This is a genomic window from Roseivivax lentus, assembly GCF_900156805.1.
Classification (GTDB): Bacteria; Pseudomonadota; Alphaproteobacteria; order Rhodobacterales; family Rhodobacteraceae; genus Roseivivax; species Roseivivax lentus.
Map to the genome: position 1 here is coordinate 650,692 of NZ_FTOQ01000001.1, position 13,740 is coordinate 664,431.

General features: G+C 67.0%; 15 protein-coding genes. 6 read left to right on the plus strand and 9 right to left on the minus strand.

The window, feature by feature from the left end:
* Positions 1-12 precede the first annotated feature (12 nt).
* Positions 13-1,734 carry a tetratricopeptide repeat protein gene (locus tag BW990_RS03050; protein ID WP_076444844.1) on the plus strand — a complete coding sequence of 574 codons (1,722 nt, stop codon included), beginning with the start codon at positions 13-15 and terminating at the stop codon, positions 1,732-1,734.
* Positions 1,727-2,554 carry a 4-(cytidine 5'-diphospho)-2-C-methyl-D-erythritol kinase gene (locus tag BW990_RS03055; RefSeq protein WP_076444846.1) on the plus strand — a complete coding sequence of 276 codons (828 nt, stop codon included), beginning with the start codon at positions 1,727-1,729 and terminating at the stop codon, positions 2,552-2,554. Before BW990_RS03050 ends, BW990_RS03055 begins: the two co-directional genes overlap by 8 nt.
* 296 nt (positions 2,555-2,850) lie before the next feature.
* On the opposite strand, the gene BW990_RS03060 is transcribed toward BW990_RS03055, so the two are convergent.
* On the minus strand, positions 2,851-3,852 hold the full coding sequence (locus BW990_RS03060) for a polyprenyl synthetase family protein (RefSeq protein ID WP_076444848.1): 1,002 nt from the start codon (positions 3,850-3,852) through the stop codon (positions 2,851-2,853).
* Between the two features lie 55 nt (positions 3,853-3,907).
* Here BW990_RS03060 and BW990_RS03065 point away from each other — a divergent pair, with 55 nt between their 5' ends.
* From BW990_RS03065 to BW990_RS03075, 3 genes are all read left to right on the plus strand, one after another.
* Positions 3,908-4,123, plus strand: a complete 216-nt coding sequence (locus BW990_RS03065; RefSeq protein WP_076444850.1) for a putative signal transducing protein — start codon at positions 3,908-3,910, stop codon at positions 4,121-4,123.
* Positions 4,113-4,898: a tRNA1(Val) (adenine(37)-N6)-methyltransferase gene (locus BW990_RS03070; protein ID WP_234990143.1), complete on the plus strand. Its 786-nt coding sequence runs from the start codon at positions 4,113-4,115 to the stop codon at positions 4,896-4,898. Before BW990_RS03065 ends, BW990_RS03070 begins: the two co-directional genes overlap by 11 nt.
* 108 nt (positions 4,899-5,006) lie before the next feature.
* Positions 5,007-5,183, plus strand: coding sequence for a YdcH family protein (locus BW990_RS03075; RefSeq protein WP_076444854.1), 177 nt, complete (start codon positions 5,007-5,009; stop codon positions 5,181-5,183).
* A gap of 249 nt (positions 5,184-5,432) precedes the next feature.
* On the opposite strand, the gene BW990_RS03080 is transcribed toward BW990_RS03075, so the two are convergent.
* From BW990_RS03080 to BW990_RS03105, 6 genes are all read right to left on the minus strand, one after another.
* Positions 5,433-6,044 carry an alpha/beta hydrolase gene (locus BW990_RS03080; RefSeq protein ID WP_076444856.1) on the minus strand — a complete coding sequence of 204 codons (612 nt, stop codon included), beginning with the start codon at positions 6,042-6,044 and terminating at the stop codon, positions 5,433-5,435.
* Entirely contained in the window at positions 6,037-6,969 is a 933-nt protein-coding gene (locus BW990_RS03085) for a VOC family protein (RefSeq protein WP_076444858.1), read from the minus strand. Before BW990_RS03085 ends, BW990_RS03080 begins: the two co-directional genes overlap by 8 nt.
* Before the next feature lie 151 nt (positions 6,970-7,120).
* A complete protein-coding gene (phbB, locus tag BW990_RS03090; RefSeq protein ID WP_076444860.1) occupies positions 7,121-7,843 on the minus strand; it encodes an acetoacetyl-CoA reductase in 723 nt (240 codons plus the stop codon).
* Between the two features lie 84 nt (positions 7,844-7,927).
* Positions 7,928-8,770: a patatin-like phospholipase family protein gene (locus BW990_RS03095; RefSeq protein ID WP_076444862.1), complete on the minus strand. Its 843-nt coding sequence runs from the start codon at positions 8,768-8,770 to the stop codon at positions 7,928-7,930.
* Positions 8,771-8,815: 45 nt separating this feature from the next.
* Positions 8,816-9,991 (minus strand): acetyl-CoA C-acetyltransferase, encoded by a 1,176-nt coding sequence (locus BW990_RS03100; RefSeq protein WP_076444864.1) that lies wholly within the window; start codon positions 9,989-9,991, stop codon positions 8,816-8,818.
* A gap of 184 nt (positions 9,992-10,175) precedes the next feature.
* Positions 10,176-10,994, minus strand: a complete 819-nt coding sequence (locus tag BW990_RS03105) for an EAL domain-containing protein (protein WP_076444866.1) — start codon at positions 10,992-10,994, stop codon at positions 10,176-10,178.
* A gap of 295 nt (positions 10,995-11,289) precedes the next feature.
* Between BW990_RS03105 and rpsD the strand changes: the two genes are divergently transcribed.
* Positions 11,290-11,910 carry a 30S ribosomal protein S4 gene (rpsD, locus tag BW990_RS03110; protein ID WP_076444868.1) on the plus strand — a complete coding sequence of 207 codons (621 nt, stop codon included), beginning with the start codon at positions 11,290-11,292 and terminating at the stop codon, positions 11,908-11,910.
* A 160-nt stretch (positions 11,911-12,070) separates the two neighbouring features.
* Here rpsD and BW990_RS03115 read toward each other — a convergent pair whose 3' ends face one another.
* Positions 12,071-12,292, minus strand: coding sequence for a DUF1127 domain-containing protein (locus BW990_RS03115; RefSeq protein WP_076444870.1), 222 nt, complete (start codon positions 12,290-12,292; stop codon positions 12,071-12,073).
* A 311-nt stretch (positions 12,293-12,603) separates the two neighbouring features.
* Positions 12,604-13,629 carry a LacI family DNA-binding transcriptional regulator gene (locus BW990_RS03120; protein ID WP_076444872.1) on the minus strand — a complete coding sequence of 342 codons (1,026 nt, stop codon included), beginning with the start codon at positions 13,627-13,629 and terminating at the stop codon, positions 12,604-12,606.
* Positions 13,630-13,740: the final 111 nt, after the last annotated feature.

Consider the following 13,740-nt stretch of genomic DNA (forward strand, 5'->3'; position numbering starts at 1 on the left):
AGGATGCGACGAATGTCAGGCTCCGCAACCAGATGGATGAAGGCGGCGCTGGCCGCGATGGTATTGGCCGCGCCGGGGATGGCGGGCGCGCAGGGCGTGTCGGGCGATTACCTCGCCGCGCGCTCGGCGGCGATGGCGGGCGATTTCGCGGCGGCGGCGGAATATTTCGACCGCACGCTGCTCTACGACAAGAGCCGGGTGGAATTCCTCGAACGCGCGGCGCTCGCGCATATGTCGCTCGGCAATCTCGAACGCGCGGCGATCCTCGGGGAGCGCATCCTCGACGAAGGCGCCGGCAGCCAGGTCGCGCAGATGGCGGTGATGGCGCGCGACGCCAAGGCCGAGAACTACGCGGCGATTCTCGCGGCCATCGCCGACGACAAGGGCCCGGGGCCCCTGACCGACGGGCTGGTGCGGGCCTGGTCGCTTCTGGGGCAGGGCGACATGACCGCCGCGCTCAATGCCTTCGACGCGGTGGGCGCGCTGCAGGGCATGCAGCCCTTCGCCACCTATCACAAGGCGCTGGCCCTGGCCTCGGTCGGGGATTTCGAAGGCGCCGAGGCGCTGATGGGCAGCGATATCGGCGGCGTGCAGTTCACCCGCCGCGCGATCATCGCCCGGGTCGAGGTGCTGAGCCAGCTCGACCGGAACGACGAGGCGCTGGCGCTGATTGACCAATCCTTCAACGCCCGGTTCGATCCCGCCCTGTCGGGCATGGTCGCGGCCCTCGAAGCCGGAGAGGCGCTGCCCTTCAGCCATGTGCGCGGCGCCAAGGACGGCATCGCCGAGACCTTCTTCACCATCGGCTCTGCGCTGACCAACGATGCGGCGGACGATTTCACGCTGCTCTATGCGCGGATCGCGACCTATCTCAATCCCGACCATACCGATGCGACGCTGATGGCCGCGGAGCTTCTGCGCGCGCTGGGCCAGCACGAACTGGCCGGGGCCGCCTACAACACCGTGTCGCGCGACGATCCGGCCTTCCACGCCGCCGAGATCGGGCGCGCCGAGGCGCTGCGCGCATCCGACAAGGTCGATGCCGCGGTCGAGGTGCTGGAAAGCCTGGCCGAGACCCATGGCGATCTGCCGGTGGTGCAATCGACGCTGGCGGATTTCATGCGCCGCCTCGACCGCTACGACGACGCCATCGCGGCCTATACCCGCGCGCTCGACGCCTATGGCGAACCCGCGACCGAGCAATGGTTTCTCTATTACGCGCGCGGCATCTCCTATGAACGCTCCGGCCGCTGGGACGAGGCCGAGGCCGATTTCCGCGCCGCGCTCGAGCTGAACCCCGAGCAGCCGCAGGTGCTGAACTATCTCGGCTATTCGCTCGTCGAGCAGCAGATCAAGCTCGACGAAGCGCTCGACATGATCGAACGCGCCGTCGCGGCCCGGCCCGATGCGGGCTATATCGTCGACAGTCTCGGCTGGGTGTATTACCGGCTCGGCCGCTACGACGAGGCGGTGGGCCAGCTCGAACGCGCGGCCGAACTCATGCCCATCGACCCGGTGGTGAACGACCATCTCGGCGATGCCTATTGGGCCGTGGGCCGCGAACTCGAGGCCGAATTCATGTGGAAACGGGCGCTGTCCTTCGTGGATTACGAGGATGTCTCCGAGGATGCCGATCCCGAACGCATCCGCCGCAAACTGGAGATCGGCCTCGACGCGGTGCTCGCCGAAGAGGGGGCGCCGCCGCTGAGCGTCGCATCCGGCGCCGGTGATTGAGGAGCGCGCGCCCGCCAAGATCAACCTGACGCTGCATGTGACCGGGCAAAGGCCCGACGGCTATCACCTGCTCGACAGCCTCGTGGTCTTCGCCGCGCTGGGCGATATGGTCCGCGTCGAGGAGGCCGAGACGCTGAGCCTCGCGGTGACGGGGCTGATGGCGGCGGGGGTGCCCGATGGCGAGGACAACCTCGTCCTGCAGGCGGCCCGCTTTCTCGATCCCGTCCGCGGCGCGCGGATCGTGCTGGAAAAACACCTGCCAAGCGCTGCGGGCATCGGGGGCGGCTCGTCCGATGCCGCGGCCACGCTGCGCGCGCTGTCGGCGCTCTGGGGGGTGCCGCTGCCGCGCAATTGCCTGTCCCTCGGCGCCGATGTGCCGATGTGCCTCGCGCCGGGCGCACAGCGCGTCTCGGGCATCGGTGAGGGCGCCTTGCCCCTGTCCGGCCTGCCCTCCCTGCCCGCGGTGCTGGTCAATCCCGGCCTCTCGGTGCCGACGCCGGATGTCTTCGCGGCGCTGAAGGAAAAGAACCATCCGCCGATGCCCGCGCGCCTGCCCGCGCTGGGTGACTTCGGCGCGCTGACGCGCTTTCTCGACACCACCCGGAACGACCTGACGGCGCCTGCCTCAGCGCAAGCGCCCGAGATCGGCACGGTGCTGGAGGCCCTCGAAGATGCGCGCATCGCGCGGATGTCGGGATCGGGCGCGACCTGCTTCGGCCTCTATCCCGATGCCGCCGCCGCGCGCGCCGCCGCCACCCGCATCGGCGAGGCGCATCCGGACTGGTGGGTCGCCGACACGACGCTCAACCCGGCACCCTGAGCGCCTGCCAACCGCCCGCGCGACCCACGTCCCCGAATGCGCGCGCCGCCCCTGTCACGGCCGGACCATAAATACCTCCGGGGAGCGCGAGGGGCTGGCCCCTCGCTTTTCAGAGTGCGCCATTGGTCCAAGGACAATGGCGACGGGGCTGGCCTCTCGCTTTTCGGAGTGCGCCATTGGTCTAAGGACAATGGCGACGGGGCTAGCCCCTCGCATTTCCGGGTGCGCCGATGGCCCGAACGCGGAAGCGGCGCGCATATCCCGACCGCCGCACGCGGAACAAGGGCCGCAATTGCCTAGCTGATCCGCGCCACCACGTAATCCGCAAGCTCGATCAGCATGTCGCGCAGATCGCTTTCGGGCAGGGTGGCCATGGCGTCCTTGGCCTTCGCGGTCCAAGCCAGCGCATCGGCGCGGGTCTCGGCCAGCGCGCCGTGCCGCTCCAGGAGGCTCAGGGCATGATCGAGATCGCCGTCTTCCTGGCGGCCCTTCTCGATCACCCGGCTCCAGAAGGCGCGCTCGGTGGCGTCGGCCTTCGCCACGGCCTTGATGACCGGCAGGGTCAGCTTCCGTTCGCGGAAATCGTCGCCGATATTCTTGCCCGTGGCCTTGCTGTCGCCCTGGTAGTCCAGAAGGTCGTCGACGATCTGGAAGGCAATCCCCAGCGCGTCGCCGTAATCGAAAAGCGCCTGCACCTGCGCCTCGTCCACCCCGGCGATCACGCCGCCCACTTCCGTCGCCGCCGAGAACAGCGCCGCGGTCTTGCCGCGCACGACCTTCAGGTAAATGCCCTCGTCGGTGCGCAGATCCTGTGCCGCGGAAAGCTGCAGCACCTCGCCCTCGGCGATGGTGGCCGCCGCGTTCGACAGGATGTCGAGCACGCGCAGATTGCCGGTCTCGACCATCAGCTGGAACGAGCGCGCGAAGAGGTAATCGCCAACGAGCACGCTCGACTTGTTGTCCCAGAGCAGGTTCGCCGTGGGCCGGCCGCGCCGCTGCGCGCTTTCGTCGACCACGTCGTCATGCAGAAGCGTCGCGGTGTGGATGAACTCCACCGTCGCCGCGAGATGAACGTGGTAGGGGCCGTCATAGCCGCAGAGCTTCGCCGCCGCGAGCGTCAGCATGGGGCGCAGACGCTTGCCGCCCGCCTCCACCAGATGCGCGGTCACTTCGGGGATGCGCGGGGCGTGTTCGGACGCCATGCGGGTGCGGATCAGCCCGTTGACGGCCTCCATTTCGGCTGCGAGCGCCGCGGCGAGGCGGTCATGGGGTTTTTGGGTGGCGTGGTCCAGGCTCATTCTCTTTCCTGCTCGCATCTCGACAGTCGAAAGCTCAGAGGGTTAGATCGCGGATATGGAAGAATTATTGCGCACCAACGATATCACGCTGATCCCGCGCGCCCGGGCTCTCCTTGCTGACGAGGGTATAGAGTCGTTCGAGCTGGACGTAAATATGAGCATCCTCGAGGGCAGCATCGGCATTTTGCCGCGGCGCTTGATGGTGCGCACGGCCGAATTGGCGCGGGCCCGCGCCGTGCTTTGGGAAAATGGCGTCAAGTTTGAGGGATGAGGCCGGTCAGTTCGCGGCGGAGGCGCTGAGCGTCGACGCCTATCTCGGGGGCCGGCTGCGCCTCGCGCAGCCGCTCAGGGGCTATCGCGCGGGGATCGACCCGGTGCTGCTGGCGGCCGCGGTGCCGGCCATGGCGGGGCAGCGGGTGCTCGATCTGGGTTGCGGCGCGGGGGCGGCGCTCTTCTGCCTCGCCACCCGGATACCCGGCCTCTTGCTGACCGGAGTGGAGCGGCAGGCGGATTACGCCGCGCTCGCCATGCGCAACGCCGAGGAAAACGGGCTCGCGGCGCGGATCGCGACGGCGGATCTCGCCGCCCTTCCGGCGGACCTGCGGCAGGAGCGGTTCGATCACATTCTCGCTAATCCGCCCTATTGGCAGGCCGAGGCCCGGGACGCGGCGCAGGATCCGGGCCGTGAGGCAGCCCTCTGCGAGGTGACGCCGCTGGCCACCTGGATCAAGGTCGCCGCGCGGCGGCTGGCGCCCGCGGGGCAGCTGCACATGGTGCACCGGGCGGAACGCCTGCCCGATATCCTGACGGCGCTGCACGGGCGGCTGGGCTCGATCGAACTGAAGCCGCTGGCGCCGCGCACGGGCCGCGCCGCGCGGCTGATCCTGGTGCGGGCGCGCAAGGGCGGACGGGCCGGTTTCCGGCTGCACGCGCCGCTGATTCTGCATGACGGCGCGCAGCATGTCGCCGATGGCGAGGATTACACCCCGGCCGTCCGGGCCATGCTGCGCGACGCGGCGCCGCTCGATTTCGAGGCCTGCGCCTGATTTTCGCTCAATTGGCGGCAAATCCCGGCGCGCCTTTCGCGCCTGCAGCGTGACTTGGCGGGGCATCTATGCTCCACTCGAGAGTCTACACAGCAAAGGAGGTCCCCCATGAGCCTGAGTTCGCATTTGATGGAGCTGAAGAAGAAGCATGCCATTTTGTCGGACAAGGTAGAGGAGGCCCAGCGATCCCCAGGCATCGACGGATTGCAGGTGGCTGAATTGAAGAAGCAGAAACTGCGCCTGAAGGAAGAGATCTCGCGCCTCAGCGCCGAGACGATGCATTAACCCGACCCATCGGGCACCGGCATGACCTCATGCCGTTGCCCACACCAGGGATGACGCAAGGCCGCACATGGCCTTGCCGGGGTTTGTCCGCGCAGTGATGCGTGGTGAACGGTTACTCGAACCCACATCGGAACCGCGCTTCGAAAGAGCGCCGGACCCAACATGTCTGCCCGCCGCCGAAGGTCATGCCCCGGCGGCGGTGTCGTGTCTGGCTGTCGCGCGTCCGGCGTTGCCCTGTGGGCGCCGGGCTCAGGCCTCGGGCGTGAAGAACGCGGTGAGCGCGGTCACTTCGCTGTCCCGCAACTCGTGCCCGCCGGGATGCAACGCGGCGGTGATGTCGCTGCCCTGCGCCTCGAAATACGCGATCAGCGCCTTGGTCTGCGGGGCCGGGCAGATCGGGTCGCGTTCCCCGGCGGAGATCAGGACGCGCGCGGCCGAAAGCCCGGGTGCGGGATCGGGCGTCCAGGGAATGAGCGGATGCAGGAGCGCGAGATCGGTGAATAGATCCGGTCGTGCGAACGCCACCGCTGCGGCGATGTTCGCGCCGTTGGAATAGCCGAGCGCGATCACCCGCGTGGCCCCGAGCCGCGCCTTATGAGCGCCGATGAAATCGGCCATGGCCGTGCGCCGCCGGGCCAGGTCGTCCATGTCGTAGACGCCCTCGCCGGTTCGCCGGAAGTAGCGCAGCGCCCCGCCTTCGGAGACATCGCCCCGCGGCGAGATCACATGCGCGCCGGGAACGAGATCGCCCGCGAAGCGGTGGAACTGCTGTTCGTTGCCGCCGGTGCCGTGGAAGGTGAAGACGAGCGGGGCGCCCGCCTTCCCTTCGGTTTCGGCGAAGATGTAGCCCGCCTCAGTCATGGATCGGCGCCAGGTAGCGGCTTTCGAGGGCGGCGCGCAGATGTTCGTGCTGGCTGGGCAGCTTCAGCGCCTCGCCCAGATGCGCGGTGTCCTCGTCGCGGTCGAAGCCGGGCTCGTTCGTGGCGATCTCGAACAACACGCCGCCGGGCGTGCGGAAATAGATCGCGTAGAAATAATCGCGGTCGATGACCGGCGTGACCTGGTAGCCGGTGTCGAGCAGGGCCTTGCGCACGACCTTCTGCTTGTCGCGATTTTCGACGGCGAAGGCCACGTGGTGGACCGAGCCCGCGCCCTGGTCGCCGAAGGGCGCGTCGATCCGGGTGAGGTCGATCACGTTGGCGTCGTTGCCGCCGGGCACGTGAAAGCGCGTGACGGCGCCGGTCCTGTCCATCTCCTCGTAGCCCATGAAGCGCAGCAGCTCCGCGGTGGCAGCCTCGTCGCGGAGGCGCATGTCGGTGGAATGGAAGCCGCGGATCGCCACGTCCTCGGGCACGCCGCCGGCGGTCCAGGGCGCGCGGTTGTCCGATGCGACCTCGGTCAGGGCGAAGCCGTCGCCATCGGGGCCGGAAAAGCGCAGCCGCGCCGCGCCGAAGCGGCTGTCTTCGGAAAGGTTCGCGACACCGGCCTTCGACAGGCGCTCGCGCCAATAGGGCAGGGCGCCTTCGGGGACGGAAAAGACCGTCGTGCCGACCTCGCCGGTGCCCGCGCGGCCGCGGCGGGCGCCCGGAAAGGGGAAGTAGGTCATCACGGTGCCGGGCGTGCCGGTCTCGTCGCCGTAATAGAGGTGGTAAACCTCCGGCGCGTCAAAATTCACGGTCTTCTTGATCCGGCGGAGACCGAGCGTCTTGGTGAAGAAGTCGTTGTTGGTCTGGGCATCGGACGCCAGCGACGTGACGTGGTGCAGCCCGGTGATGTCGGAAATCATGGCAGAGCCTCCTGATGTGTCGCGGCAGATATAGGCGGTCGGGGATCGTGCGTCGACGCGCGGGCGCGCGCCGATGATGTGCGCGAACGCAAAGAGCCCCGGCGCGGCGGCCGGGGCTCCTCCGCCCTTGCGGGCGTCCTCGCGTCAGCGATCAGACGAAGAACTGCGCGCCGTTGGCCGAGATCGTCGAGCCGTTGATGAACTGCGCGTCGTCGGAGGCAAGGAAGGAGACGCAGCGCGCGATCTCCTCGGGCTCGCCGAGGCGGCCTGCGGGGATCTGGCTAATGATCGACTCGCGCACCTTCTCGGGCACCGCCATGACCATCTCGGTCGCGATGTAGCCCGGGCAGACGGCGTTGGCGGTGATGCCCTTGCCGGCACCTTCCTGCGCCAGCGACTTGATGATGCCGAGATCGCCCGCCTTGGTCGCGGCGTAGTTCACCTGGGCGAACTGGCCCTTCTGGCCGTTGATCGACGAGATCACGATGATCCGCCCGAAGCCGCGCTCGCGCATGCCGGGCCAGATCGGGTGAATGGTGTTGAACACGCCGGTCAGGTTGGTGTCGATCACCTCCTGCCATTGCTGCGGCGTCATCTTGTGGAAGGGCGCGTCGCGGGTGATGCCGGCATTGGCCACCACGACGTCGATCGGGCCGAGATCGGCCTCGACCTGCGCGAGGCCTTCCTTGGAGCTTTCGTAATCGCCCACGTTCCACTTGTAGGTCTTGATGCCGGTCTCTTCGGTGAAGGCCTTGGCCTTCTCGTCATTGCCGGCATAGGTCGCGGCGACCTCGTAGCCCTTGGCTTTCAGTTCCTTGGAAATGGCGGCGCCAATACCGCGGCTTCCGCCGGTGACGACTGCTACACGTGCCATGTTGTCTCTCCTTCTGTCAGGTTCGGGGTTCGATATACGACGCGGCGCGGAAATGCGCCGCGACATGGGGTCGGACAGCCGGTGTCAGCCATCCGGATGGTTCTCGATCAGGCGGCGGGCATCGGCTTCGCCCTGCGCCCATGTGGCCCGGAGTTTCTCGGGGTCGGTGAAGTCGATCTTGTCGGCAGGCGTCTCCTCGCCGGGATGCAGGTAGAAGCGGCCTTCCATGTCTGGCAGGGTCCGGTACTTGCGCGTGAGCAGGATCATCGTCGTGCCTTCGTCGGGGTCGGGCATCGGGGCTTGGTCGGCCATGCCGCCATCGACGACCGGGCGTCCGTCCCATTCGGGGGGCTCGAAGACCGGCGGGATGACCGCGGCGGCGCAGATCAGATCGAAGAGGCGGCCCTCGCGCGCGGCGGCGTTGGCGTCGACCAGCGAATAATCGAGGCCCATCTTCTCGGCCCAGCCGAAATGCGGCGCGTTGATACTGTGCAGCTCGGCCTCGTAGGCGACGGTCATGGCCATGCCCGATAGGGTCGGCAGGTGGCTGTCCGGCGGATGCGCGATCAGGATCTGGAAGGCCGGGCCCTCGGCGATCCGGCGCGCCGCCTCGGCGTCGATGACCTTGTCCACCACCTCGCAATAGATCGACTGGTGCGGGGTCAGCCCGGCATCGCCCGCGTGAAACAGGTCGATATTGCTGTCCTGCGCCGCGAAGGCCGCGCACATCTCCTCGAGAAGCGCGTGTTCGCGCCCGGCGAGATAGGCCGCACCGGCAAGCGCGCCGCCCGAGACCCCGGTCAGCCGCTTCGGTGCAAGCGACCGGCTTTCGGTCAGCGTCGTCATGAACCCGCCCTGCCAGAAGCAGCGCAGGCCACCGCCGGAAAAGACCAGCTGATCGGGATTATGTGGAAGCACCTGCCGCATGGGCAAAAGGCGGGGACGCGCCCCGCCTTTCCCGTCGCGCGCCTGTTACGGGCGCTCGAGGCACATGGCGACACCCATGCCGCCACCGATGCAGAGCGTGGCGAGGCCCTTCTTGGCACCGCGGCGCTTCATCTCGAACAAGAGCGTGTTCAGGATGCGCGCGCCCGAGGCGCCGATCGGGTGACCGATGGCGATGGCGCCGCCGTTCACGTTCACGATGGACGGGTCCCAGCCCATGTCCTTGTTCACGGCGCAGGCCTGCGCGGCGAAGGCTTCGTTGGCCTCGACGAGGTCGAGATCCTCGGCCTTCCAGCCGGCCTTTTCGAGCGCCTTGCGCGACGCGTAGATGGGGCCCACGCCCATGATCGACGGGTCGAGGCCCGCGGTCGCGTAGGACACAATGCGCGCGAGCGGCTCGATGCCGCGCTTCTCGGCGTTTTCGGCGGTCATGATGAGGGCACCGGCGGCGCCGTCATTGATGCCCGAGGCATTGCCCGCGGTGACCGAACCGTCCTTGGTGAAGGCCGGGCGCAGCTTGGTCATGTTGTCGATGGTCGCGCCGTGGCGGATGTATTCGTCCTTGTCTACGACGATATCGCCCTTGCGGGTCTTGACGGTGAAGGGGATCACCTCGTCGTCGAACTTGCCGGCCTTCTGCGCCGCTTCGGCCTTGTTCTGGGAGGCGAGCGCGAATTCGTCCTGCTGGTCGCGGCTGATCTGCCACTTCTCGGCGACGTTCTCGGCGGTCTGGCCCATGTGGTAGCCGTTGAAGGCGTCCCAGAGGCCGTCGCGGATCATCGTGTCGATATACTTGACGTCGCCCATCTTGTGGCCGGCGCGCAGATGCGCGGCATGCGCCGAGAGCGACATGCTTTCCTGGCCGCCCGCGCAGATGATGTCGGCATCGCCGAGCTGGATGTGCTGGGCGCCGAGCGCCACGGCGCGCAGACCAGAGCCGCAGACCTGGTTGATGCCCCAGGCGGCGCTTTCCTGCGGCAGGCCCGCGTTGATATGCGCCTGGCGCGCGGGGTTCTGGCCCTGCGCTGCGGTCAGCACCTGGCCGAGGATGGTCTCGGACACTTCGGACTTGTCGACGCCCGCGCGCTCCACCAGCGCTTCGAGCATGGCCGCGCCGAGGTCGTGGGCGGGGGTTGTGGCGAAGGAGCCGTTGAAGCTTCCCACGGCGGTCCGGGCCGCGGATGCGATCACGATATTCGTCATGCCAGATCTCCTCTCTTGCACGATGTGGCCGAGGCCCCCGGGATGATCCCGGGGGCGCGCCACGTTGCGCATCTTGGTATCGGATGACGGGAAGGTGAGCAACCGACGTAACGTCACGGGATGCCGCAACGGCAGTCTTGCGGGCTCTCAACCGGGGCGTTGCAGGCGCGCGCGGCCCCCCGGGTCAGACCGGGGCGGAGCCGATCCTGCGCCAGGGCGGATCGAGGGTCGGGGCGGCGAAGTAGAAGCCCTGCAGGCAATCGATGCCGATATCGGTCATGAATTGCGCGTCATCCTGGGATTCGATGCTTTCGGCAATGGTGAAGACGTCGAATTCGCGGGCCATGGCGAGGATGGCGCGCAGCAGGACCTGGGTGTCGGCATCCTCTGCGGCCCCACGGGTCAGCCGTCCGTCGATCTTCAGGATATCGAAGGTGAACCGGCTGAGAACACGCAGATTCGTGGCCGTCGCGCCGAAATTGTCGAGCGCGAAGGTGATGCCCTTGGGGCCGTAGCGGCGCATGAAGTCGCTGACGAGTTCGGGCACCAGCATCGCCGAGGGTTCGGTCACTTCGAGAATGAGCCGGTCCGCGATGGTCGGATCGCCGGTGAGCGCCTGTTCGAGGATGTTGGTGTATTTGCGATACCCGATAGAGCGCGCCGAGAGGTTGAGCGAGAGCCGGATGTCGGGATTGCGCGACAAGATGCCGAGGCCCTTGCTGAGGGCGACGCAATCCAAGAGGCGGCCCGTCTCCTGCTCCTCGATGTCGCGGATGAAGTCGCGGGCGGGAATGATTCGCCCCGCGGGGTCGAGCACCCGGGCAAGCCCCTCGTAGAAGGCCACGCGGTCATGCGCGGCGCTTTGCACCACGGGCTGGAAGGCGAGATTCACGTTTCGCGCGCGCACCGCGTTCTCCACGATCCGCGGCGTGTCGCGATCGAGCTCGCGCACCGCAAAATCGAGTGCGTTCTTAGGGACGCTGATATCGAGCCCGCTGACCATGACCTTTCCCAACCTGTTGAGCGTTCCCGTCCTGTCTGCGGCAGGAGGTCTTTCCAAAGCGCTAATGCCGCAAGTCCGAGCCCCGGTCATTTGTCTCAAATCCAACCGATCGCGGGGCGCTATTGACAGCCCAACGCGCGGGCGTATAAGCGCGCCTTCATTGGTGTTGGTGGCCCCCGCAAGGGGATGCCTGTCAGGGCTCCGGGAAACCGGGCACAAGGCCCAGAGGACAACGCCCTTCATAGCCGCCCCCGAGACCACCGAAGGGGCCGCGTCAAACGAAGGAGATCAGACGGTGACCAAACGCACCTCTGCCAAGTACAAACTCGACCGCCGGATGGGCGAAAACATCTGGGGTCGTCCGAAATCCCCGGTCAACCGCCGCGAATACGGCCCCGGCCAGCACGGCCAGCGCCGCAAGGGCAAGATCTCGGATTTCGGTCTGCAGCTGCGCGCCAAGCAGAAGCTGAAGGGCCATTACGGCGATCTGACCGAGAAGCAGTTCCGCCGCATCTTCGCCGATGCCGAGCGCCAGAAGGGCGACACCGGCGAGCTGCTCATCGGCCTGCTGGAGCGCCGCCTCGACGCGGTCGTCTACCGCGCCAAGTTCGTGCCGACCGTCTTCGCCGCGCGCCAGTTCGTGAACCACGGCCACGTCACGGTGAACGGCCAGAAGGTCAACATCCCCTCCTACCGCGTGAAGGAAGGCGACGTAATCGAGGTCCGCGAGAAGTCCAAGCAGCTCGCCTCCGTGCTCGAGGCCTCGCAGCTGCCCGAGCGGGACGTGCCCGATTACATCGAGGTCGACCATTCCAAGATGAAGGCGACCTTCGTGCGTCAGCCCGGCCTGTCGGACGTGCCCTACGCGGTGCAGATGGAGCCTAACCTCGTCATCGAATTCTACGCACAGAACTGATCCTGCGTTCTGTGCCGAAAGACAGGGGCCGCACCTTCGGGTGCGGCCTTTTCCATGCCCGCGGCCCGGTCGCGGCGCAGTGTCGGCCGGGGCCCAACGCAAAACGGCCGCGCCTTCGAGGCACGGCCGTTTTTCATTGTCGCCCAGGCGCGGTCGCCGTTCAGAGGTAGAACAGGTCGCGGTAGACGTGCCGGGCGATGTCTTCACGCTTCAGCCCGCGCTTTGCGAGCTCGGCGTCGCTCATCGCCTGAAGTTGTTCCGCCTGACGGACGCGCGGATTGCGCTCTGCGATCCAGACCATCCCGTCATAGAGACGCTGAAGGATGCCTTTGCGCTCGTTGGCGTGGGTTGCGGTATGTGCGGTCGCGGTGGCCGTAGCCATGGGATATCTCCAATCGGTTTGTCGTTCCCCCTTGGCACAATAAATAGGCACTCTGCGAAGACCCAACCATGCCCATTCATTCAGACCCGCGTCCCGTCTGGTGCATGGCTGCGGATCCCCGGGACGGATCGCACGAAAAAAGGGAGTGACCGATGGCCACTCCCGCTTGTGCTGAAAATCATTTCGTCAAAGCGCGTGCCCGTGCAGCGAAACACGGAATCTTGGGGATCGAGCAAACGCAGGCCAATGCCTAGCGATATTATATGACAGTTGCATGACGCTGCGTCAACTTTTCTGAAAACGCGTCCCGCTCAGCGTTTCTTGAGCGTCTCGCCCATCGCCACCTTCGGCGTCAGCTCCACGATGCGGTCGATCTCGGCATCGGGGTCCTCGACCAGGGCCGCGACGATCTCGGCGGCCTTGCGGCCGATCTCGGTGCGCATGGCGTCCATGGTGGCCAGCTTGCGCGGCAACCCGTCCAGCAGTTCCACCCCGTTGAAGCCCGCAAGCCCGATCTGGCCGGGCACGTCGATGCCCTTGTCGAGACAGTAGAGCAACCCGCCCGCGCCAATCATGTCGTTGGAATAATAGAGGAAATCCAGCTCCGGTGTGCGTTCCAGGATCGTTTGCGTCATCTCCCGGCCCTTGGCCAGTGCCGAGCCGCCGGAATAGAATTCCTGGTCCATGACCTCGACGCCCGCCTTGGCCAGCGTCTCGGTGAAGCCCTCGAAGCGCTTCCGCGCCCGGTGATCGAGCGGCATCTTGGTGCCCAGAAAACCGATATTCGTGTAGCCGGCCTTCAGGATCGCCTGCGCCATCTCGCGGCCCGCGCGGCGGTGCGAGATGCCGACCATGGCGTCGATCGGCGTGCCGTCGGTATCCATGATCTCGACAACCGGGATGCCGGAGGCGGCGAGCATCGCGCGCGAGGCATCGGAATGCTCCAGCCCGGCGATGATGACCGAGGAGGGGCGCCAGGACAGCATCTCGTAGAGGACGCGTTCCTCCTTCTCGGGCATGTAATCGGTCACGCCCACCACCGGCTGCAGCTCGGTATCCTCGAGCACGGCGCTGATGCCCGACATCACCTCCGGAAAGACCATGTTGCGCAGGCTGGGGATGATCACGGCCACGAGGTTGACCCGCTGGCTGGCCAGCGCGCCGGCGATCTTGTTCGGCACGTAGCCCAGCGATTTCGCCGCTTCGAGCACCTTCGCCCGGGTCGCCTCCGAGACATCGCCGCGATTTCGGAGCACACGGCTGACGGTCATTTCGGAGACGCCGGACGCTTCGGAGACATCCCGCAGGGTCAACGGGCGGGGGGGCGTTGCGGCCAATGCGCGTTCCTCGTTCTTGCGGCGTTATGAGGACGTTAGACCATGGACCGCCCGGCCCACAAGTCATCCCGATGCCGCCCCTTGTGATTTGGCGCCCTCGGGTGGTGACAG